At 70.0% G+C, this 22,242-nt stretch carries 17 protein-coding genes; 9 read left to right on the forward strand and 8 right to left on the reverse strand.

All coding sequences use genetic code 11. The annotated features are described in order from the left end of the window. Nucleotides 1-285 precede the first annotated feature (285 nt). Nucleotides 286-921, forward strand: coding sequence for a DUF47 domain-containing protein (locus IEW13_RS07845; protein ID WP_188550406.1), 636 nt, complete (start codon nucleotides 286-288; stop codon nucleotides 919-921). A gap of 1 nt (nucleotide 922) precedes the next feature. After that, nucleotides 923-1,927, forward strand: coding sequence for an inorganic phosphate transporter (locus IEW13_RS07850; RefSeq protein ID WP_188550407.1), 1,005 nt, complete (start codon nucleotides 923-925; stop codon nucleotides 1,925-1,927). A gap of 227 nt (nucleotides 1,928-2,154) precedes the next feature. On the opposite strand, the gene pstB is transcribed toward IEW13_RS07850, so the two are convergent. The 7 genes from pstB to IEW13_RS17765 all read right to left on the reverse strand — a co-directional run bounded on the left by pstB (nucleotide 2,155) and on the right by IEW13_RS17765 (nucleotide 11,506). After that, nucleotides 2,155-2,934, reverse strand: coding sequence for a phosphate ABC transporter ATP-binding protein PstB (pstB, locus tag IEW13_RS07855; RefSeq protein ID WP_188550408.1), 780 nt, complete (start codon nucleotides 2,932-2,934; stop codon nucleotides 2,155-2,157). A gap of 34 nt (nucleotides 2,935-2,968) precedes the next feature. Next, nucleotides 2,969-4,150 (reverse strand): phosphate ABC transporter permease PstA, encoded by a 1,182-nt coding sequence (gene pstA / locus IEW13_RS07860; RefSeq protein WP_188550409.1) that lies wholly within the window; start codon nucleotides 4,148-4,150, stop codon nucleotides 2,969-2,971. Further along, nucleotides 4,150-5,148, reverse strand: coding sequence for a phosphate ABC transporter permease subunit PstC (gene pstC / locus IEW13_RS07865; protein ID WP_188550410.1), 999 nt, complete (start codon nucleotides 5,146-5,148; stop codon nucleotides 4,150-4,152). Before pstC ends, pstA begins: the two co-directional genes overlap by 1 nt. A 177-nt stretch (nucleotides 5,149-5,325) precedes the next feature. Beyond that, nucleotides 5,326-6,432: a phosphate ABC transporter substrate-binding protein PstS gene (pstS, locus tag IEW13_RS07870; RefSeq protein WP_188550411.1), complete on the reverse strand. Its 1,107-nt coding sequence runs from the start codon at nucleotides 6,430-6,432 to the stop codon at nucleotides 5,326-5,328. 237 nt (nucleotides 6,433-6,669) lie between these two features. Then, entirely contained in the window at nucleotides 6,670-7,644 is a 975-nt protein-coding gene (locus tag IEW13_RS07875) for an NUDIX hydrolase (protein ID WP_188550412.1), read from the reverse strand. Continuing rightward, the gene (locus IEW13_RS07880) at nucleotides 7,641-10,775 is read right to left on the reverse strand and encodes an RNA degradosome polyphosphate kinase (protein WP_188550413.1); all 3,135 of its coding nucleotides are present in this window, start codon (nucleotides 10,773-10,775) and stop codon (nucleotides 7,641-7,643) included. Before IEW13_RS07880 ends, IEW13_RS07875 begins: the two co-directional genes overlap by 4 nt. Before the next feature lie 11 nt (nucleotides 10,776-10,786). After that, on the reverse strand, nucleotides 10,787-11,506 hold the full coding sequence (locus IEW13_RS17765) for a winged helix-turn-helix transcriptional regulator (protein WP_373283561.1): 720 nt from the start codon (nucleotides 11,504-11,506) through the stop codon (nucleotides 10,787-10,789). Nucleotides 11,507-11,611: 105 nt separating this feature from the next. On the opposite strand from IEW13_RS17765, the gene IEW13_RS07890 reads away from it, so the two are divergent. The 5 genes from IEW13_RS07890 (at nucleotide 11,612) to IEW13_RS07910 (ending at nucleotide 17,363) form a co-directional block, all read left to right on the forward strand. After that, nucleotides 11,612-12,439, forward strand: a complete 828-nt coding sequence (locus IEW13_RS07890) for an ammonia permease (RefSeq protein WP_229745002.1) — start codon at nucleotides 11,612-11,614, stop codon at nucleotides 12,437-12,439. A 154-nt stretch (nucleotides 12,440-12,593) separates the two neighbouring features. Next, entirely contained in the window at nucleotides 12,594-13,196 is a 603-nt protein-coding gene (locus IEW13_RS07895) for a heme-binding beta-barrel domain-containing protein (RefSeq protein ID WP_188550414.1), read from the forward strand. Nucleotides 13,197-13,201: 5 nt separating this feature from the next. Continuing rightward, nucleotides 13,202-14,305: a CAF17-like 4Fe-4S cluster assembly/insertion protein YgfZ gene (gene ygfZ / locus IEW13_RS07900; RefSeq protein ID WP_188550415.1), complete on the forward strand. Its 1,104-nt coding sequence runs from the start codon at nucleotides 13,202-13,204 to the stop codon at nucleotides 14,303-14,305. 238 nt (nucleotides 14,306-14,543) lie between these two features. Continuing rightward, nucleotides 14,544-15,908, forward strand: a complete 1,365-nt coding sequence (gene gabT / locus IEW13_RS07905) for a 4-aminobutyrate--2-oxoglutarate transaminase (RefSeq protein ID WP_188550416.1) — start codon at nucleotides 14,544-14,546, stop codon at nucleotides 15,906-15,908. Between the two features lie 399 nt (nucleotides 15,909-16,307). Continuing rightward, the gene (locus IEW13_RS07910) at nucleotides 16,308-17,363 is read left to right on the forward strand and encodes an MsnO8 family LLM class oxidoreductase (RefSeq protein WP_188550417.1); all 1,056 of its coding nucleotides are present in this window, start codon (nucleotides 16,308-16,310) and stop codon (nucleotides 17,361-17,363) included. A gap of 208 nt (nucleotides 17,364-17,571) precedes the next feature. On the opposite strand, the gene pepN is transcribed toward IEW13_RS07910, so the two are convergent. Next, a complete protein-coding gene (pepN, locus tag IEW13_RS07915) occupies nucleotides 17,572-20,247 on the reverse strand; it encodes an aminopeptidase N (protein ID WP_188550418.1) in 2,676 nt (891 codons plus the stop codon). A gap of 300 nt (nucleotides 20,248-20,547) precedes the next feature. Between pepN and IEW13_RS07920 the strand changes: the two genes are divergently transcribed. Both IEW13_RS07920 and IEW13_RS07925 read left to right on the forward strand, forming a co-directional pair. Then, nucleotides 20,548-21,717 carry an FUSC family protein gene (locus tag IEW13_RS07920; protein ID WP_229745003.1) on the forward strand — a complete coding sequence of 390 codons (1,170 nt, stop codon included), beginning with the start codon at nucleotides 20,548-20,550 and terminating at the stop codon, nucleotides 21,715-21,717. A 165-nt stretch (nucleotides 21,718-21,882) separates the two neighbouring features. Then, nucleotides 21,883-22,212 (forward strand): DUF2516 family protein, encoded by a 330-nt coding sequence (locus IEW13_RS07925; protein ID WP_188550419.1) that lies wholly within the window; start codon nucleotides 21,883-21,885, stop codon nucleotides 22,210-22,212. The last annotated feature ends 30 nt before the right edge of the window (nucleotides 22,213-22,242 follow it).

Raw genomic sequence — 22,242 nt, forward strand, 5'->3', positions numbered from 1 at the left:
AGAAGTTCCTTCTTCCCGCGGGCCTGCGCACCACCCGGCGCGCAACCCCGCCGGGCGTCGTCGCTGGTCAGCTCGGGACCGGGCATGTACCGATGCGTGATCGCCCCCAGGTGGCCTAGAATGGCAGCGGCCCTGTTCGCAGGGCCGAGGGTGCCGGGCCGCTGAAGCCCCGGGCTCCACCATTTGCCGCTTCGAGCGGCCACTCGCCGAGAGGCGCTCTCGGTCCGGCACCCTTTCGAAGCTTCCTTGATGGCGGCGTCTCGCCGAGGACCAGAGAAGGTAGACGTGCGACTGCGGCGAGTCCCCCATGACGCGGTGTTCTACACCGCATTCGCCCAGCTGTCCGCCCATATCGAGAGCGCTCACCTGCGTTTGGCCGAGCTGTCCGGGGTGCCGGCGGAAGACCGCCGGGACCTGCTGGAGTCCCTGCAGGACCTGTGCGACGCCGCCGACGAGTCCACCCATCTGGTCGCCCGCCAGCTCAGGGAGAACTACGTCACGCCCCTGGACCGGGAGGACATCTACCTGCTGGCCGACGGCCTGCGGGACATCACCCACCGGCTCGCGGACATCGGCGTGGCGATGGTGCACACCCGGTTCGACGATCTGCCCCCGGGCGCCGAGGAGCTCCTGGGTATCCTGAGCGCCCAGGTGGAGGCCACCACCCGCATGACGTCCCGGCTGCACGTGCAGTTGGACCAGTGGGAGTACGCCGATACCGTCCGCGCGCTGGGCTACCGGGCGCGCACGGTGGCCCTCCGGATGAACCGCCCGCGCGCGCTCGGCCGCCAGACGGCTCCCGGGAGCCAGGTGGAACGAGCGTTCGCCCACTACCAGCTGGGGGAGCAGTTCTCCCACGCGGCGGCCGCCTTCGCCCAGGTAGCGCTCGTGATCGGGCGGATCGCGGCCAAGGAGTCCTAGGGTGGAGCTCCTGCTGGGCGGTGCCGTGCTGCTCACCCTGCTCTTCGCCTTCTGCAACGGCTTCCACGACACTTCCACCACAGTGGTCAACGCGGTGCAGAGCCGGGCGCTCACCCCGCGCTGGGCGCTGGTCGTCGTGACCCTGTTCAACTTCATCGGCGCGCTGCTGGGGCAGGGCATCGCCGACCGCATCGGATCCGGCATCGTGGAGATGCCCGAACAGGCGGCAATCGTGCTGGTCATGCTGATCTGCGCGCTGGCGGCCGCGGTGCTCTGGAACATCGTGACCTATGTGGCGGCGCTGCCGATGTCCTCCACCCACGCGCTCATCGGCGGCCTGCTCGGCTCGGGCTTCGTGTTCGGTTCGGTGGTGCATCCGGAGGTGCTGGTGACCGGCGTCATCGGCCCGCTGCTGCTCTCGCCCCTGCTGGCGTTCCTGCTGGCCCTGGTGCTGACCCGCCTGGTCTCCCGGCTGGTCTCCGCGGTGGAACCGAAGAAGCTCTTCGCCCGGACGCGTGGGGTGCAGGCGGTCTCCACCTCCGCGCTGGGACTCGCGCACGGCATCCAGGACGCGCAGAAGTCCGCCGCCGTGATGATGATCGCGCTGACCGCCTACAGCACCGGAGCCCATGCGCTCGCCGAACAGCCGCCGACCTCATGGCCGGTGCGGGTCACCATCGCCGCGGTGCTCGCCCTGGGTACGTGGTATGGCGGCTGGCGGATCACCCGGACGCTGGGGGAGAAGGTCGCGCGGATCGACCCGGTCCAGCGGGTGGTCGCGGACACCGGCTCCAACGCGTTGCTGTTCCTGGCGGCGTTCGTCTTCCGGGCGCCCATCTCGCTGACCTTCACGGTCGGCTCGGCGATCTTCGGCGCGGCGGTCGCCGGTCACCGGCCGATCCGCTTGCGGTATGCCGCCCCGGTGGTCATCTGCTGGTTGATCAGCGCCCCTGCCAGCGCCCTGCTGGCCGCAGGCATGGCCCTCGCCGCCCGCGCCGCCCTCTAGCGTCAGCGAGGCGTCAACGACGGCACAAATCCGGGCGCGTGCACTCATTCGGCGTTTCTTCACCGGGAAGTAGCGCACAACCGCGGAACCAAACCCAGCATGCCCGGCCACGAGGTGATGCCTAGGGGCCGGACATGACACGAGCGGCGCGGCACCCGCAGTGGGTGCCACGCCGCTCGTAAAGCCGGGTCGATCAGCCGAACCGACCGGACCGTCAGGGCAGCCGATCAGCCGAAGCGGCCGGAGACGTAGTTCTCGGTGTCCTTCTTCGAGGGGTTGGAGAAGATCTTGGTCGTCTCGTCGTACTCGATCAGCTTGCCGGGCTTACCGGTGCCGGCGATGTTGAAGAACGCGGTCTTCTCCGACACCCGGGCGGCCTGCTGCATGTTGTGGGTGACGATCACCACGGTGTAGGTGTCCTTGAGCTCGTTGATCAGGTCCTCGATCGCCAGAGTGGAGATCGGGTCCAGCGCGGAGCAGGGCTCATCCATCAGGATCACATCGGGCTTGACCGCGATGGTCCGGGCGATGCACAGACGCTGCTGCTGACCGCCGGACAGGCCGGAACCGGGCTTGTCCAGCCGGTCCTTGACCTCGTTCCACAGGTTCGCGCCCTTGAGCGCCTCCTCGACCACCTGGTCGGACTGGCTGCGGCTCAGCCGGGTGCCGTTGAGCTTGTATCCGGCCAGCACGTTGTCGCGGATGCTCATGGTGGGGAACGGGTTGGGGCGCTGGAACACCATGCCGACCATGGACCGGACCGTGACCGGATCCACCGCCGTGTCGTAGATGTTGTCGTCATCCAGCAGCAGCTGGCCCTCCACCCGTGCGCCGGGCAGCACCTCGTGCATGCGGTTCAGGGTCCGCAGGAACGTGGTCTTGCCGCAGCCCGAGGGGCCGATGAACGCCGTGACGGAGCGGGGCTCGATGTCGATGTTGACGCCCTCTACGGCCAGGAAGTCGCCATAGTAGACATTCAGGTCGATGGCGTTGATGCGCTTTGACATAGTGCGTCTCTCACTCTTTCGATGTCAGGCGGCTCTAGCGGCCGGTCTTCTTGGGCGCGAACACCTGCGCGATGATGCGGGCAGCCAGGTTCAGCAGCATCACGATGATGATCAGCACGAGCGCCGCGGCCCAGGCCCGCTGCTCGGACGGCTCGGTCGCCGCGGGGGCGATCGGGTTCTGGAACTGGCGGTAGATGTACACCGGCAGGGTCGCCATCCAGCCGGACACCAGGTTCCAGTTGGCGTTCACCACGAAGCCCGCGGTGACCAGGATGGGCGCAGTCTCGCCGATGACCCGCGCGATGGAGAGGGTCACACCGGAGGCGATGCCGGAGATAGCGGTGGGGATGACCACCTTGAGGATGGTGCGCCACTTGCGCACGCCCAGGGCATAGGACGCCTCGCGCAGCTCGTTGGGCACCACCCGGAGCATCTCCTCCGTGGTGCGCACGACCACCGGGATCATGAGCACCGACAGCGCGATCGCGGCGGTCAGGCCCATCGTGTACGGCCGGGCCGCCATGAGCCCGAGCGAGCTCGCGGTGGAGATGAACCACGCGGTGGCCGCGGCGGCGAACAGGCCCGCGACGATGGAGGGGATGCCGGTCATGACGTCGACGAAGAAGGTGATCGCCCGGGAGAGCCAGCTGCCCCGGGAGTACTCCACCAGGTAGATCGACGTGAGCAGGCCAATCGGCACCGAGATGACGGTGGCCGCCAGGGTGATCACGAGCGAGCCGATGATCGCGTGGCGGATGCCGCCGAGCACGTCCCCGCCGGTCTCCATGGTCTCCTGGTCGATCCGGCCGGTGATGCCGGACATGTCCGAGGCCAGGAATCCCGGTGCGAGGAGCCCGGGAAGGCCGACGGAGACCACGGACCAGATGACGGAGACCAGCGGCAGCAGGGCGATCAGGAAGGCCAGGTAGACGAGGTTCTTCCAGAAGCCGTCGATCGCCTTCCGCTTGTTGATCCGCACCCACTGCAGGATCAGCATCGCCGGCAGGTAGATGACGGGCACGAGGACCACCCAGAGCGGCATCAGGAAGCTCTCGGCGCCGAACGCCGCGCCGAGGGCCGCAGCCAGCGCGGCGGCGACGGCCACGGAGCCGGCCAGCATCGCTGCCCAGGTCCACCGGGGGAGGGTGCCCTGCGTGAGGGAGTTCTGCGCCTTGGGGGGAGGGGGCGTCGTCGTCTCTTGCGTGGGGGTGGACATCAGTTGGCTCCCGAGAATTCCTTGTTACGGCTGACGATCCAGCGCGCGATCATGTTCACGACCAGGGTGATGATGAACAGCACCAGGCCGATCGCGATGAGCTGCGCCTGGCGTTCGGAGCCGGGTCCGGCCTCCGGGAAGTTCAGTGCGATCTCCGCGGGGATCGTCTGGTTGCCGGTGGAGATCAGGGAGGCGGTCAGCGCGCCGCCGGAGAGCACCAGGGCCACCGCCATGGTCTCGCCCAGCGCGCGGCCCAGGCCCAGCATGATGCCGGAGATGATGCCGGCGCGAGCGAACGGGAAGACCGCCATCTTGATCATCTCCCAGCGGGTGGCGCCCAGCGCGAGGGCGGCCTCCTCGTGCAGCTTGGGCGTCTGGATGAAGATCTCGCGGGAGACGGAGGTGATGATCGGCAGGATCATCACGGCCAGCACGATGCCGGCGGTGAGGATGGTCCGCCCGGTGCCGGAGGGGTTGCCGGCGAACAGGGGGAACCAGCCCAGGTTCTCGTGCAGCCAGCGGTAGACCGGGACCATGGCCGGTGCCAGGAAGCTCATGCCCCAGGCGCCGTAGACCACGGAGGGGATCGCGGCGAGCAGGTCGATCACGTAGCCGATGGACCTGCTGGCCCGCGGCGGCGCGAAGTGGGAGATGAACAGCGCCACGCCGATGGCGACCGGGGCGGCCAGGCCGAGCGCGATGATGGAGGCGATGATGGTGCCGCCGACCAGAGGCATCGCGTACTGCAGGAACTGGCCGACGATGAGTCCTTCGTCCTCGCTGTAGAGCGCGCGCCCGGAGCTGCTGCTCAGGAACAGGGCGACGAAGGCCAGCAGGACGAGGATGGCGATACCTGCGGCCATCGCCAGGCCGGAGAAGAGCTTGTCGCCGAAGACTCCGCGGCGGTCGGACTGACGGAGGGTCTTCTTGCGGACCGGCCCGGAGGGCGCAGCCGGTCCGGCGGAGGGCGGTGACGTGGTCTCGTTGGCGTGCGCCACGTGGTCTCCTACATCGGTGGATGTGACATTCGCATTCGAAAACGAGTGTACGAGGCCGGACGGCGATCACGCCCGGAGCCGGCTTTGCAGCCTGCTCCGGGCGTGATTCTTCAGACTCGCACCCTGTGCGCTGTGCTCAGCTCAGCGAGGTTTCGGCGGAGGGTCTCCGCCGGGGTGTCAGCCTGCGCTGATCTGCGAGATCGCGTCCTCGGCCTCAGCACGCAGGTCCGCGGACAGCGGGGCGTTGCCAGCCGCCTCGGAAGCTGCCTGCTGGCCTTCCTCGGAGACGATGTACTCGGCGAAGGCGCGGACCAGATCGGCGGTGGCCTCATCCTCGTACTGGTTGCAGAAGATGCTGTAGGCCGCCAGGACGATCGGGTAGGCGCCGGCTTCCTCGGTGTCGCGGTCGAGTTCGACGGCCATGTTGTTCGGGGCCTGGCCCTCGACGCGCGGGGAGGAGGCGACGGCGTTGGACGCGGCATCGGCGGAGTACGGCACGTACTCGCCGCCCACGCCGACGGCCACGGACTGCAGGCCGCCGATCTGCGAGGCGTCGGCGTAGGTGATCGCGCCATCGGTGTCGGAGGTGGTGCTCACCACGCCGGAGGTCTGCTGCGCGGACTCGGCGGTGATGTCGGAAGGCCAGCCGCCGTCCGGCTCCCACTCCCAGACGTCGCCGGCAGCGGCGTGCAGGTACTCGGTGAAGTTCTCCGTGGTGCCGGAGTCGTCCGAGCGGTGCACGACGGTGATCGGGGTGGACGGCAGGTCGACGCCGTCGTTCTGCTCGGCGATCTCCGGGGCGTCCCAGGAGGTGATCTCACCGGCGAACACGCGAGCGATGGTCTCGGCGTCCATGTTCAGCTGGGTGTCGACGCCCTCGACGTTGTAGGCCACGGCGATCGGGGAGATGTAGGCCGGCACGTGGAAGGCGCCGTCCGGGCCGCAGACCTCCTTGGAGGCCTCGTACTCATCGTCGTCCATGGCGGCGTCGGAGCCGGCGAACAGGTACTCGCCGCTCAGGAAGCCCTCGCGGCCACCGCCGGAACCGACTGCGGCGTAGTTGACCTGAGCATTCGGGTGGATCTCCGCGAAGCTCTGCGTCCACTCCGTCATGGCGGTCTCCTGCGAGGAGGCGCCGCCGGCGTTGATGGTGCCGCTGAGCTCGCTGACCTCGCCGCCGTTCTCCGCGCCATTGGCCTCGGAGCCGGTGTCGGGGTTGTTGGCTCCGCCGCAGGCGGAGAGCGCGAGTGAGCTGGCGGCCAGGATGGCGACCGCAGGAGCCATACGCTTCGTCTTCAAAAGAGTGCCCTTTCCATATCGTCAGATCGGGAGGGAGTCCCGCTCGTACGCCTTCACGCTAGGGAGGCATCGTGACAAGACTGCGCTGTGAAGGTGAACGACAGATGAACTTCGCGGCCTGTTGCCAGAGGCCTGCATCACAGTATTCATGCGGGCAAGAGCAGCCTCCCGGAGCGGGGTGCCGGATGTGCCCGCGCGCTGGTTCCTGCTTCCGCCCGCGGACTAGGAGTCGATCGGACGGAAACGCTCGACCGCAGCCACCCGCGGGGTGGGGGAGAGGCGGACGTGCGCCACCAGGATCTCCCCGGGAGCGAGGTAGGGGTCCTTCCGGGGCAGGCGCTTGGCCACATGCGGCGGGGAGGCTGACTCGATCGCCCGCAGGATGGAGGGCAGCACGGGCCGGTGGGTGCATACCGCGACCGGTCTGCCGGCCTGGATCAGCTTCCCGATCAGCCGTTCCGCCCGCTCCGGTTTCTTCTTGTTGGCCTTCTCGCTGATCTCGGGTTTGAGTTTGATGGTCAGCCCGTGCGCGGCGGAATACGGCTTGAGGGTGGCGACGCAGCGCTTCCACGGGCTCGAGATCAGCTTGACCGGCCGCCACGCCGCCAGCAGCCCGGTCAGCGCGAGGGCCTGCCGGGTGCCCAGTGCCAGCAGCGGCCGCAGAGACTCGGTCTCGTGCCACTTGGAGCGCGGGAACGCCTTGCCGTGGCGGACGATAATGAGCGGCACCGTGCGCAGGCCGTCGTGCGCATGGGCCTCGGTGAGGGCGTCCAGCTGCCGCCGGTCGTCGTAACGGCTGAGCTTGCGGTAGGCCTCGCGGACGCTCATCCAGCGGGCCTCGTCGATCTCCCGCGGGTTCTCCGGCTGGGGCGCCTGCTCCCCGCGCACCTCCGCGGCCCAGTAGCTGACGTGCTTGGTGAGCTTCTTCCCGACGGGATAGCGCGCCGATGGCAGCGGGCGGCCGAGGGTGATCTGCAGTCCGGTTTCCTCGGCCACCTCGCGCACGGCGCACTCCGGCAGCGTCTCACCCGCCTCGATCTTCCCCTTCGGCCAGGACCAGTCCCGGTAGCGGGGGCGATGCACCAGCAGGACTTCCAGGGCCCCGCCGCGCTCGCGCCAGCACACCGCGCCGGCGGCGAAGACATCGGCGTCCAGGCCGGCCGACGCGCCCGCCGTGCGTACGGGCGTGGGGGTCATCCGCCTGCCCTGTGCGGTGCCGGGGCGATCCGGCGCGAATGGTGCCGGTCGATGAGCTCGCTCTGGTAGTCCCGCAGCGGGCGTCCCTGCGCGTCCTCGGACTCGTGCTGCCAGGTGCCGTCCGAGCGCATCACCCAGCGTGCGGTGGCCTCGTCGAAGGCCAGGCCGAACAGCGCCTGGACCTCCTCGATGTGCTCGGCGCTGGTGAGCCGCACCATGGCCTCGATGCGCCGGTCCAGATTGCGGTGCATCATATCGGCCGAGCCGATGTACACGATGGTGTCGCCGTCGTTGTGGAACACGAAGGCGCGTGAGTGCTCCAGGTACCGGCCCAGGATCGAGACCACTTCGATGTTCTCGCTCAGACCCGGCACGCCGGGCCTGATGGCGCAGATGCCCCGCACCAGCACCTGCACCGCGACGCCGGCCTGGGAGGCGCGGTAGAGGGCGTCGATGATCTTCTCGTCGACGATGGAGTTCGCCTTCACCTGGATCCGTGCCTCGCGCCCGGCGCGGGCGGCCTCGGTCTCCCGCTCGATCAGCTCGAGCAACCCGTCGCGCAGATCGCGGGGGGCGACCAGGAGCCGGTTGTAGGTGGAGCTCGGCGCGAAGCCGGAGAGCTGGTTGAACAGCCGGGTCAGATCGTCGCCGACGTCGTCGGTGCAGGTCAGCAGGCCGAAGTCCTCGTACAGCCGGGCCGTCTTCGGGTGATAGTTCCCGGTGCCGACGTGGCAGTAGCGGCGCAACCCGTGCGATTCCTGGCGCACCACCAGGGAGAGCTTGGCGTGGGTCTTCAGGCCGACGATGCCGTACACCACGTGGACGCCTGCGCGCTCGAGCTTGCGCGCCCAGGAGATGTTCGCCTCCTCGTCGAACCGAGCTTTGATCTCCACCACCGCCAGCACCTGCTTGCCGGCACGGGCGGCGTCGATCAGGGCGTCGATGATGGGGGAGTCCCCCGAGGTCCGGTACAGAGTCTGCTTGATCGCCAGCACCTTCGGATCGGCCGCGGCCTGTTCCAGGAACGCCTGGACGCTGGTGTTGAACGAGTCGTAGGGGTGGTGGAGCAGGATGTCGCGGCTGCGCATCGCCTCGAACACGTCCACCTGGCGGGAGGATTCCCGCTCGGAGAGGTAGCGGTTCATCCGGGGCACGGCCTTGGGATAGCGCAGATCGTCGCGGGTCACCGAGCCCAGGGTGAACAGTCCCTTCAGATCCAGCGGCGTGGGCAGCTCGTAGACCTCGCTCTCGCCGACCTCCAGTTCGCGCAGCAGGATCTGCCGCACCGTCGGATGCATCTCCGGGGTGACCTCCAGCCGCACGGCGGGACCGAAGCGGCGGCGCAGCAGTTCCTTCTCCAGGGCCTTGAGGAGGTTCTCGGCGTCGTCCTCCTCCACCTCCAGGTCCTCGTTCCGGGTGACGCGGAACGTGCTGTGGTGGATGACCTGCATGCCGGGGAAGAGCTGGTCCAGATGCGTGGCGATGATGTCCTCCAACGCCACGAAGCGGGCCGGATGCTCCTTCGAGGGGGTACGGGAGTCCCGGGTGGCGGAGACGTTCACGAACCGCGGGAGGATCTGCGGGACCTTGACCCGCGCGAAGATCTCCTTGCCGGTGTCCTCGCGCCGCAGCAGCACCCCGAGGTTCAGCGACAGCCCGGAGATGTAGGGGAACGGATGCGCCGGGTCCACGGCCAGCGGGGTCAGCACGGGGAAGACCCGCTCCCGGAAGACCTCGTCCATGTGGGCGCGCTCGTCCTCGTGCAGCGCGCCGACGTCGACGATCTGGATGCCCTCCTGTTCCAGCGCTGGCCGTACGTCGCGGACGAAGACCTCCGCGTGGCGGGTCATCAGCTCGTGGGCGCGCTCGGTGATCGCCGCGAGCACATCGCGCGGCTGCACGCCGGTCACGGTGGGCACCGCCAGGCCGGCGGCGATGCGCCGCTTGAGCCCGGCGACGCGGACCATGAAGAACTCGTCCAGATTCGAGGCGAAGATCGCCAGGAAGTTCGCCCGCTCCAGCAGCGGCAGGCGGTGGTCCTCGGCGAGCTCGAGCACGCGCTCGTTGAACGCCAGCCAGCTCAGCTCCCGGTCGACGAACCGGTCGTGCGGCAGCGGGGGCAGAGCGGGCGGCTGAGGGGAATGGGGCTGGGTCACGGTCATATCGTCTTCCTCTCCGGCCTGCGGGGCGGGGGCCGGCTGGGGATCGGCGGGGGAGAAACTGATGTGCCGCACGGCCACGGAGAAGCCGAGCGACTCGTAGAGACGGAGGGCGGCCAGATTGTCGCTTTCGACGTACAGCTCTACCAGATCCGCGCCCCGCTCCGACAGGTGCGCCAGGCCGGCCTGGGTGAGCAGGCGGCCCAGTCCCATGCCGTGCACGGCGGGGTCCACGCCCACGACGTAGACCTCGCCGACGAGCTTTCCCTCGCGCTGGCTGAGCTTGGTCCGGTGGAAACCGAGGATCCGCGAGGGGCGCTCCTTCTCGTAGGCCAGGAAGAAACCCTCAGGGTCGAACCCGGGCTGCCGGGCCTCCGCGCGGAAGTCCTCCAGCCGCTGCCCGCCCTGTTCGGGATGCCAGTGGAAGGCGGCGTTGTTGACCCGCAGCCATTCCTCCTCGTCCTGGCCGGGGCGGAAGGTGCGCAGCCCGATGCCGGGGACCGGTTCCGGGGGAGGGAACACCGGCCGGGGCCCGGTCTGCATCTGGAGCAGTTCCCGGGCGCGGGCCATCCCCGCAGAATCAGCTAGCGCGGTGGCTGCCGGGAAGTCCCCGTGGGACCAGAACCAGGAGTGCACGCCCAGCTGTTCCTGGTCGGCGAGGATCCGCTCGAACAGCGCGCGTCCATAGCCGCGCCCGCGGGCGCCGGGAAGCACCGCGAACTCGGTGCTCCACCGGGAGCCCAGCAACGCCGCCACACCGGCGGCCACCGGCGTGGGCGCGTCGCCCGGCCGCAACGGCGCCTCGGCCAGCCACACCTCGGCCCGCCCGGACCTCGCCGCCTCCAGGAGTCCGTCCGAGACGGGCGGGATGCCGTCGAGCCGGGCGATCTCCTCCAGCAGGGAGAGCGCGCGGCGCAGCCGGGGAAGGTCCTCGTCGGCGTAGCCGGCGGCGGCGATGGTGAGCTCGTCCATTCGTGGTGTCCTCACTCGTTCTCACCGCCGTCATCGCCGGCGTCGTCGCCATCCTCGGCGTGGGCGGCTTCGGGAGCGAAGCGGTAGCCGACGTTGCGGACCGTGCCGATGCTCTTCTCGAAATCCGCGCCGAGTTTCGCCCGCAACCGGCGCACGTGGACGTCCACCGTGCGCGTGCCGCCGTAGTAGTCATAGCCCCAGACGTCCTGCAGCAGCTGAGCACGCGTGAACACGCGGCCCGGGTGCTCGGCGAGGAACTTCAGCAGCTCGAACTCCTTGTAGGTGAGGTCCAGCGGGCGTCCGCCGATGCGGACCGTGTAGCTCGCCTCGTCGATGGTCAGCGCCCCGACCGTGAGAGGCTGGGCGATCTCGTCCTCCGGCGCGTCACGGCTGGTGAGCAGACGCAGGCGGGCTTCGATCTCCGCAGGCCCGGCGGTGGCCAGGACGACGTCGCCGGCGCGCCAGTCGGCGGAGGCGGCGGCCATCCCGCCTTCACTGAGCGTGATCAGCAGGGGTACCTCGATGCCAACGGTCGTGAGCCGTTCGTGGGCGATGGCGGCGGCGCCCAGATCCCGCGTGGCGTCCAGGATCACGACGTCGCAGTCCGGCGCGCGCAGCAGCTCCTGGGTGCTGAGCCGGCAACGGTGGAGTTCGTGATGGAGGAATGTCAGAGCCGCCAGGGCGTGGTCGGAATCGGGTTCACCGGTGGGCGATACCAATAGAACTCTCACGCACTGGCCTCGCTTTCTCCTCTGCCGGGCGTCATTTTACCCGGACGGGACGCCGCAGTGGCATCGGTTGTGCGGCCCGGCCGCGTCATGGTGCACGATTGTTAGATGATGTGGTTCCGCGTCCTGGTCACCGCCGTGCTGGCGATCGCGCTCAGCCTTGCCATCTACGCGGGCCCGCTGCCGTTCGCGCTGGCGACCGCGGGAGTGGTGATCGTACTTGCCTACGGCTGGCCCAGGCTCACCGACTCGCCCCAGCCCCGGCTGACCTCGCTGATGCTGTTCCTGACCGGCATGGCGGGACTGGTCTCGGTGTGGTTCAGCGACCACATCACGCCGCTGGTGTGGCTCGCGCCGGTCGCCGGGGGCGCGCTGCTGTGGACCTTCATCCAGCATCTGGCCCGCGGCATCGACGCCTCCCACGCGGTGGCGAACGTCTCGGCTCAGATCGCCGGCGCGGTCATCGTGCTGTGCGTCGGCACCCTGCTGGCGGCCCTCCTGGTCCCCGGTGACCGCACCATCATCCTGGTGGGCCTGGTCAGCCTGACCGCCGCGCTGGCCGCCATCGCCCTGCCGTGGCCGGCGCTCTACACGACGCCGCTGGCGCTGGGCGTCGCGGTGCTGGCGGGCATGGCTACCGGCGCGGTCGCGGGTGAGGGCGCGGCCGGCTGGCTGGTCAGCGGCGTGCTGGGCGCGGTCCTCTCTGCTCTCGTGGTCGCCGTGGACCTGCTGCTGGGGCAAGTGGCGCGCAGCCGCTATCAGGGACCGGAGGACGCCGATGAGGCCAGCCAGGGGCACGGCGCCTCCGACCGGCTGCTGACGAAGACGCTCACCAAGACCCGGCGGCTCGGCGTGCAGCTGGCACTGGGCGCGGCCCCGGTCGCGCTCTCCGGCGTGGTGATCTACATGGCTGAGCGCGTGGTCGTCTTCGGTTAGACTTGCGAATTATGCATGACGAATACCTCGCTCTGGAGATCTTCTTCACCAGCCTCCTGGTGCTGTCGGTCCTCGCCATCGGCGCCATCTCCGGCCTGGTGGTCTACCGTCTCTACAAGCCCAAGCGCTGACCGGCCCCCAAGGCTGAAGCCCGATGCCGATAGAACTCGACGCCTCGGTTCATCCTGAGCTCGTCCCGCTGTCCTGGCTGATCGGTTCCTGGGAGGGTGCCGGCGTGGTCGGTTATCCGGGGATGGAGAACCGGCAGTTCGGCCAGCGGGTCGATTTTACCGTGCCCAAGGGCGGCAACTATCTGCAGTATTCCGCCCAGTCCTGGCTCCTCGACGGCGAGGGCCAGCTGGAGGACACGCTCGCCCTGGAGACCGGCATCTGGCAGCTCGTGCGCAAGCGCGGCGAGGCGGACCCGGGCCCGGGCATGATCCCGCCCTCCGGCCCCGGGGAATACCGGACCGCCGAGCAGATCGAGACGCTCCGCAACGACGAGGGCAAGTTCGAGGTCGAGGTCTCCCTGGTCCACCCGCACGGCGTCCTGGAACTGTATGCGGGCACCGTCGACGCCGCGCAGATCCACCTGGCGACCGACGTCGTCGCCCGGACCACCACCGCCAAGGAGTACAAGGCGTCCACCCGGATGTACGGGCTGGTCAAAGGCGATCTGCTGTGGGCCTGGGACATGGCGGCCCTGGGCCACAGCCTGGCCTCTCACGCCTCCGCGCAGCTGAAGAAGGTGGCCTGATCCCGATGGAATGGCCGGGCTACCCCACCGCGGTGATCGGGGAGGCCCCGCGGCCGCAGGTGCCGCTCCACTTCGGCCGGCCCCTTCCCGAGCAGCGCCTTTTCGCCGAGGGAGCACCGGCCGTCGCCTCGCACTACGGCGTCATCGTCCTCACCGGACCGGACCGGCTCAGCTGGCTGCACTCGCTCAGCACTCAGGACCTCACCGCTCTGCCGCCGGGGGAGAGCACCGAGACGCTCATCCTCAGCCCGCACGGGCACATCGAGCACTGGTTCCATCTGGTCGACGACGGCGAGGCCACTTGGCTGTCCGGTCCGGCCGATCCGGCGCCTGCCATCGCGTTCCTCGAATCCATGCGGTTCATGATGCGCGTGGAGATCGCCGATGCGACGGCCCAGTGGGCCGTGCTGCTCTCCACCCGGGAGCTCGGCCCCCAGTGGCGGCCCGGCACGGTGTGGACCGACCCCTGGCCGGGCGTGAGCGCCGGCGGCGCGAGCTACACGCTGCCCGGTGCCGAGCACCCCGGCGCCGGATACCGGCGCTATGAGACCCTCGTCCCGCGCGAACTGCTGGCGGAGGTGGCCAGGACCGGGCTGCTGGACGGGCAGCCGGTCGAGTTCGCCGGCTACGACGCCGCAGAGGCGCTGCGGATCGAGGCCTGGCGGCCGTCGCCCGAGGCCGAGGTGGATCACCGGACCCTGGTCGGGGAGATCGACGCGCTGCGCACCGCGGTCCACCTGAACAAGGGCTGCTACCGGGGTCAGGAGGCCGTCGCGCGGGTGCACAACCTGGGACAGCCTCCGCGCCGCCTGGTGTTCCTCCACCTGGACGGCTCCGGCCATACGCTGCCGCCTGCCGGCACTGAGATCACGGCGACGGTGCGCGGCAGCCGCCGTGCGGTCGGCCAGGTGACCTCCTCGGCCATCCACTACGAACTGGGGCCGGTGGCGCTGGGACTGATCAAGCGCTCGGTCGCCCCGGACGAGGAGCTCCGGCTGGTGCTCGACGACGGCGAGGAGATCGCCGCGGCCCAGGAGGAGATCGTCGCGCACGAGCGGGAGCGCGGCGTGGCAGCCCCGCCGCGCAACCGGGACCTGTTCCGCCGCTAGCGCCTCTAGGCGGAGGCTCGTCTGCACGGTGGAGCTCTTAGCCGGACCGGCTCGTCGTCGATGTGCCTGGAGTGGGTGCGGCCAGGCTTCAGGCGCGGTACGGAATGCGGAATCCGTCGGGTGCTGGCGGCCTGTCCGGCGGTTCCGGTAAAGCACCGATTCGCTGCTGCGAGATCCGCATGTCCGTAGGCCAGGACGGACATGACAAAGAAGCCTGCATGGGCATAACCTCGACAGTATGAGCACACTTGAAGCGGGCGGACCCGCGCTGACCCAGGAACGCAAGATCGTCACCGCCATCCCCGGCCCCAAGTCCCAGGAGCTGGAGGCCCGCCGGAAGGCCAGCGTGGCAGCCGGCGTGGGATCCAGCCACCCCACCTACATCGTCGCCGCCGGCGGTGGCATCCTGAAGGACATCGACGGGAACCAGTTCATCGACCTGGCCACCGGCATCGGCGTGACCGGCGTGGGCAATGCCAATCCGCGGATCGCGCAGCGGGCCACCGAGCAGCTGAACGCCTTCACCCACACCTGCTTCATGGTCAACCCGTATGAGAGCTACGTCGAGGTCGCCGAGGCGCTCAACCGCCTCACTCCCGGCAGCTTCGAGAAGCGCACCGCCCTGTTCAACTCCGGCGCCGAAGCCGTGGAGAACGCCGTCAAGATCGCCCGCAAGTACACCGGCCGCAACGCCGTCGTCGTCTTCGACCACGCCTATCACGGCCGGACCAACCTCACGATGGCGATGACCGCCAAGAACGCCCCGTACAAGGACGGCTTCGGCCCCTTCGCCGGCGAGGTCTACCGCGTCCCCGCCTCCTACCCGTACCGGGACAACGAGGCCGCCGGCACCAAGGTCAGCGGACCGGAGGCGGCCAAGCGCGCCATCACCATCATCGACAAGCAGATCGGCGCGCACAATGTGGCCGCCATCGTGATCGAGCCCATCCAGGGCGAGGGCGGGTTCATCGTCCCGGCCGAGGGCTTCCTCCCGGAGGTCGTGGAGTACGCGCGCCAGCAGGGCATCGTCTTCATCGCCGACGAGGTGCAGTCCGGTTTCGCCCGGACCGGCAAGATGTTCGCCTCCGAGCATGAGGGCATCGAGCCGGATCTGGTGACCATCGCCAAGGGCGTCGCGGGCGGTCTGCCGCTGTCCGCCGTCACCGGCCGCGCCGAGATCATGGACGCCACGCACGGCGGCGGACTCGGCGGCACCTACGGCGGCAACCCCACCGCCTGCCAGGCGGCGCTCGGCGCGATCGAGGCCGTGGAACAGGACGGCCTGGTGGAGCGGGCGGTGCGTATCGGGGAGATCCTGCACGAGCGCTTCAGCGAACTGCAGGGCCGGTACAACCAGATCGGCGATGTCCGCGGACGCGGCGCTATGTTCGCCGTCGAACTCGTCCAGGGCGACAGCACCGAGCCGAACCCCGAGCTGGCCAAGGCCGTCGCCGCGCACGCCGCGCAGAACGGCGTCGTGGCTCTGGTGACCGGTACCTACGGCAATGTGCTGCGTTTCCTGCCGCCGCTCGTCATCGGTGAGGACCTGCTGAACGAGGCCCTCGACGTGCTGGCCGAGGGCTTCGCGGAGGCGCTCAGCTAAGGCCGCTGCGTCGCGGAGGGGCCCCGGGGCTGCGGGTTGCCGCTCCCGGGCCCTTGAGGCGAGCATCCACCTCGGCTCCGGCGCACACGGTCTCTGCACGATCACTGAGATGCCCGTCTCCGGGCCGGCTGACCCGCGTTCATCCGCGGTCTGGTGGGCGCCCGGAGGCGGGCGTCAGGTTTATGTTGTCGCCGCGCTCTTATGTCGTCGCTCTCCAGGCCCGGGCGGCGACGACATAAGAGCGCGCCGGCGATCTACGGGCAGCGGGCACGCGGGAATGGCGGTGCGGGACCCGGCGTTGTCCCTATTCGCCGGGTGTGCCGGTGCCCTGGCGCGCATGCCCGTGCGGGCACAGGCATCCCCGCCAGAGGTAGCGCTTCAGACAGGAGAATCCCCACGATGCAGTTGTCCGTCCTGGACCTCGTTCCGGTGCGCACCGGCCAGTCCCACGCGCAGGCACTCGCCGCGGCCGTGCGGCTGGCGCGCGTCGCCGACCGGACGGGATTCCGCCGTTACTGGACCGCCGAGCACCACAACTTCAGCGCCGTCGGGGCCACCGTCCCCTCGCTCATCCTGATGCACGTCGGCCAGGGCACCGAGCGGATCCGGCTGGGCTCCGGCGGCGTCATGCTGCCCAATTCGACGGCACTGGACGTGGCGGAGCAGTTCACGCTGCTGGACGCCGCCTTCCCCGGCCGGATCGACCTGGGTCTGGGCCGGGCCCCGGGCACCGACCCGTTCACCGCCTACGCCCTGCGCGGCGGTCGCGGCAATGAGGCGGTCGAGGCCTTCCCCGAGCAGGTCATGGACATCGTCCGCCTGTTCGGCGAGGACGGTCTGGAGCTCAGCCTGGGCGCCCGCAGGCATGTGCTGCGGCCTGGCCCCGGCGGTACCGTGCCGGTGCCGGTGTGGCTCCTGGGCAGCTCGGGGTACTCCGCGCAGCTGGCGGGCTCACTGGGATTGCGCTACGTCTTCGCGCACCACTTCAGCGGCACCGGCACCGCGACGGCGCTGCAGCTGTACCGCGACGCGTTCCAGGCCCGCCCGGACGCCGGACGTCTTGGCACGCCGGAAGCGCCCGAGGCGTTCATCAGCGCCAATGTCGTGGTCGCCGAGACGCAGCAGGAGGCGGAGGAACTGGCGGAACCCCATGCCCTGGCGATGGCGCTGCTGCGCAGCAGCACGCCGATGCAGGCCGGAGCCCTCGTCGGCGCCGATGTCCGCTCCCGCATCACACCGGAGCTGCGGGATCTGATGTCCCATCTGACCGATCCGTGGATCGTCGGCACCCCCGCGCAGGCCGCCGGACGCCTCACAGCGCTGGCGGCCGAACACGGCGTCGAGGAGATCATGGTGCACCCGGTGGCCGGCGGCCGGGAGTCCGACCCGATGGACGCGTACCCGGCACGGGAACGCACCCTGGAACTGCTGGCGGCGGAACTCGGCATGTCCTGAGCGTCTTCGGCAATCGCGCCGGTACCGATGCGGCGTCACATGGCGAGGCTCGTGCCCGCGGGGGATGAGCGCAGCCGACTGCTCGGCCTCGACCCGACCACGGCGATGCCCGTGCCCGCGGGGCCTAGCTGCGTCATCCAGGGAGCTGGCATCTCACGGTGGCATGCCCGCGGTGACGGCGGAGCCCTGCCTGCAGGGCCGGGGCCGGTCAGTCCTGTTGCAGCCGCAGCTGCCGGGCGGTCTCATCGGCGCGCTCGGTGATGAGGCGCCGCAGCGCGGTGGGAGCGGCCGGGTGCTCTTCGAGCCATCCGCGCGCCAGCTGGAGGACACGGCCCGGGTCACCGGACCACCAGGGGTAGAGACCGGCGACCAGCCGCCGTCCCATCTCCATCGACCGGGCTGACCACAGCTGCTCGAGCTGGTCGAAGAACTGCACGGCGTAGGGCTCCAGCAGATGCCGGCCGCCGGGCGCGGACCACCCGGTCAGCAGCGCGGAGAGCGTGTCGTTGCTCAGTTCGCCGTCCTCCAGGACGGTCTCGAGCACGCGCGCCTTCACGATCGGCAGCGGCACCGCGGCTTCGAGTTGCTTGGCCTTCAGCCGTCCCGTCGCCGTGGCGTCGGAGGCCCACTCCAGGGCGATCTCCTCGCCGTCGGCCAGCCCCAGTCCCACCAGGGCCTCCAGCGCGTCCCAGCGCAGTTCGTGGTCCACCGCGACACCGGAGAACTCGTGCATCGCGCTGTGCGCGGACAGATCGTCCCCGAGCCGGAGCGCCAGTACGGCCGAGGCGACCTCCACCGCAGCCCGTTCCGCATCGGTGGGGGAGAGGTCGCCGTCGCGCAGCCTGCTCGTGCTGCGGGCGGCCAGGGCCGTGAGCAGCCGCATCCCGTCAAGCTGCTGGTCGGACCCGTCCGGGGCCGTCAGCACCGCCTCGATGGCGCCGCCGATGAGGACGCTGACGATCTCCTGGCGTTCGGCTGGCCGCCCGGCCGGCAGGTACAGGTCCAGGGCGCTCAGGACGTTCGCCCGCAGCGCCGCGGTCAGGCCGGGGTCGTCCTCGCCGGCGTAGTGGTCGGCGACGATGCCCAGGTAGCGGCGAGGGGAGAGCTCGCCATCGCGCAGCTGGGACCACAGCACGGACCACAGCAGACCGCGTGTCATGGGCGAACCGGCCGAGGAGAGCCGCGCGGCGACGGCGTGCGCGGAATGCTCGTCCAGGCCCACCTTCGCGTAGCTGTGATCCTCGTCGTTGAGCAGGATCAGCGCCGGCTGGCTGCGGCCCACCAGCTGATCCACCGGCGTCTCGGGCCCGGCGACGTCGACCTCCAGCAGTTCCGTGCGCTGCAGGCGGCCGGTCGACCGCTGCTCCTCGTAGACGCCGATGCCGATCCGGTGCGGCCGCATGGGGCCGGGCCGGCCGGTCTCCGGGGCGATGGAGGTTTGCTCGATCACGGCCGACTCGATCACGCCGTCGCGGGCGGTGATCCGCGGGGTGAGCCGGGAGATCCCGGTGGTGCTCAGCCAGGCCTCGGCCCACTCGTCCAGCTTCCGGTGCGGTGCCGCCTCGGCCAGGCAGGTGAGGAAGTCGCCCAGGGTGGTGTTCTCCCAGGCGTGCCGGGAGAAGTACCGGCGGATGCCCTCGAAGAACGCCTCGCGGCCCACATAGGACACCAGCTGCTTGAGCACGGAGGCGCCCTTGGCGTAGGTGATCCCGTCGAAGTTCAGCGTGGCCGCCTGCACATCGGGGACATCGGCGACGATGGGATGCGTCGTGGGCAGCTGATCCTGCTTGTACGCCCAGGCCTTGCGGCGCGTGGCGAAGGAGACCCAGGCACCGCGGAACTCGGTGGCCTCCGCGCAGGCGAGCGAGCCCATATAGTCCGCGAAGGACTCCTTCAGCCACAGATCGTCCCACCAGCGCATCGTCACCAGATTGCCGAACCACATATGGGCCATCTCGTGCAGGATGGTGGTGGCCCGGCCCTCGCGGCGGCTGCGGGTCACCGCGTCCCGGAACAGGTAGTCGTCCGTGAACGTCACCAGGCCGGGGTTCTCCATCGCGCCGATGTTGAACTCCGGGACGAACGCCTGATCGTACTTCCCCCAGGGGTAGGGCACGCCGAACTCCCGGTGGAAGAAGTCCAGCCCCTGCTTGGTGACGGTGAAGATCTCCGCCGCATCGGCCGCCTCCCGCTGGGACTGCCGGACCAGCAGCCCGAGCGGGACCCGCAGATCCCCGGCGCTCCACTCGTCCTCTTCCAGGTGGTACTCGCCGGCCAGGACGCAGGCGATGTAACTGCTCATCCGCTCGGTGCGCCGGAACACCGTGGTGAGGTGCCCATCGGCGGCCGGGACGGTCTTCTTGGCGGGGGCGTTGGAGCGCACCAGCCAGTCCTCTGGCGCGGTGACGCTGAACCGGAAACGCGCCTTCAGATCCGGCTGGTCGAAGTTCGCGAAGACGCGATGGGCGTCCGCCGGCTCGAAGTGGGTGTACAGGTACCAGCGCGAGTCCGCCGGGTCCCGGAACCGGTGCAGTCCTTCGCCGGTGCGGGAGTACGCCACCCGGCCGGCGATGCGCACCGAGTTCTGCCCGGCGACCAGACCCGGGAGCCGGACCCGGCCGGGCAGGACGACCTCGGCCGGGTCCACCCGGGCTCCGTTGATCTCCACCTCGGTGACCTCCTCGGCGCGGAAGTCGATGAAGGTCTCCCCGGCGCGCTCGGCGGTGAAGTCCACCGTGGTCTCCGAGCGGAAATCCTCGGCGGCGTCCGCCGCGCCGCTCAGATCGAGGTGGACGCGGTACCCGGAGACCCGGATGAGGTGGCGCCTGGCACGGGCCTCGCTGCGGGAGAGCACGGTGGTGGCGATGTTCTCTTCTGTCGTCACGGTGATAGTCGCTTCGGGAGTCGAATAGGGAGCGCGTGCTCCGCGCCGGGCCAGGCCCGCGGGCCGGACGGCACAGCGGCACGCCAGTCACGCCCATGCTATGCGATCCAGCTTTCAGGTCGACCTGTGCCGGCGGACGGGCACCTGCGCGGGGGTATGCGGGCAACCGCGCCAGAGACCGGGGGCGATGAGGGCGGGAGGCGGAGGGCTGGAGGCAAAGCGCGGCAACGGTGTGGCGCTGGCCCAAGGCCGGGGACGGTGACGGCGGGGGCTGGCCCGGGGTCTGGCAGAGTAGAGGGCGTGAAGTCCCGGCACCTCGGCAGCACGATCCGCCAGCACACCCTGACCGTGGCGGAGAACCGTCTCCGCATGGGCGTCCGGCGTGCCCGGGTGAACTTCTTCCAGATCGCCCAGGCGAGTGTCGCCGCGGTCTTCGCCTACTGGTTCGCGCAGCAGGTGCTGGGGCATCAGTTCCCTTTCCTGGCGGCCGTGGCGGCCACCGTCGGCGTGGGCGTCACCACAGACAAGCGGGTCCGGCGCGCCCTGGAGTTCGGCATCGGCGCCACCCTGGGCGTGCTCCTGGGCGAGGTGCTCATCCACCTGTTCGGCGTGGGCCTGTGGCAGATGCTCGCCATCATGCTGGTCTCCTTCCTGATCGGGTACGTCCTCAACGGCGGCCAGCTGTTCGTCACGCAGATGGGCATCCAGGCGATCATCGTCGTCTCGATGCCCGCCGAGTTCTCCTCCGGGCCGTTCTCCCGGACCTCCGATGCGCTGGTGGGGGCGGCCACGGCTCTGCTGCTGGCATGCCTGATCCCGTGGGACCCGCGGCGAGAGCCCCGTAACCGGGCGTCCGCGCTGCTGCGGGAGATCGCCGAGCTGCTGGACGAGCTCGGCGACGCGATCCGGCGCGGAGACACGGAAGCCGCCTCCCGCGCGCTCAGCCGGGCCCGGGACACGCAGGCGATGGTGGACTCCTGGCGTTCGGCGCTGCGGATCTCCCAGGAGGCGGCCCGGATCAATCCCTCCAGCCGCCGGCACGCCGCGGAGATCTCCCGCCTGGCCCGCGCCTGTGAATACGGCGACCGGGCGATGCGGCTGGTGCGGGTGATCGCCCGGCGGGCCGCGGACGCCACCGCGCACGGCCTGGCCCGGCCGGCGCTGGGCGAGGTCGTCGCGGAGCTGGCGCAGGGGGCCCGCCGCCTGAACGACGCGCTGGTCCGCGGGGAGTCCCGGGAGGCGGCTCAGGAACAGCTCACCGCCGCCGCGAAGCTGCTCGATCCGGTGGAGCTCATCGGCAAGGACATCCAGGGCGACACCCTCGTGCTGCTGCTGCGACCTCTGGCGGTCGATCTGCTGCAGGCCTCCGGTATGCCGCTGGGCTCCGCGGAGGACGTCCTGCCGGAGCTGCCACCGGAGGAGCCGCCTGGCAAGCCCGGGCAGCCCGGCGAACCGGACCAGTCCCCCTAGGCGGGCCGGCACGCTCGCCCCGCCCGGATATGGTCGAAATGGCCGGGTCGGCCGTGAACTGCCGAGCAACCTGGCCGTGTCGAGTGAACCAGACGCAGCAAACCCGCCGGGCCCGGGCATCGTCGCTGTCCGGCGATTGTCAGCCCGATTCGATAGCCTTGCGCTATGCACACTCTGGCCAGCCTGCAGAATTGGCTCTACCTGCTCATGTTCACCGCCATCTTCGCGGTGAACGTGGTGGCGCTCGTCGAGGCGCTGCGGTACCCGGCGGAGAACTATCAGGCCGCGGACAAGCGCACCAAACGATTCTGGGGTCTGATCCTCGGGGCGTGCACGTTGGTCGCGTTCATCTCGGTCCCGATCACCACCGGAGCCCGCGTTCCGGCGCTGCTGTCCTTCGGCACTCTGGTCGGGGCGGGCATCTTCTGGTTCGACGTGCGCCCGGCCATCCGCGCCGTCGACCGCCGGCTCCGCAAGCGCGATGACCTCTGGTGAGCCGGGGCGCCGTCCGCCCTGGTCTGGGAC

This window comes from Sediminivirga luteola (assembly GCF_014639315.1).
GTDB classification, from domain to species: Bacteria; Actinomycetota; Actinomycetes; order Actinomycetales; family Brevibacteriaceae; genus Sediminivirga; species Sediminivirga luteola.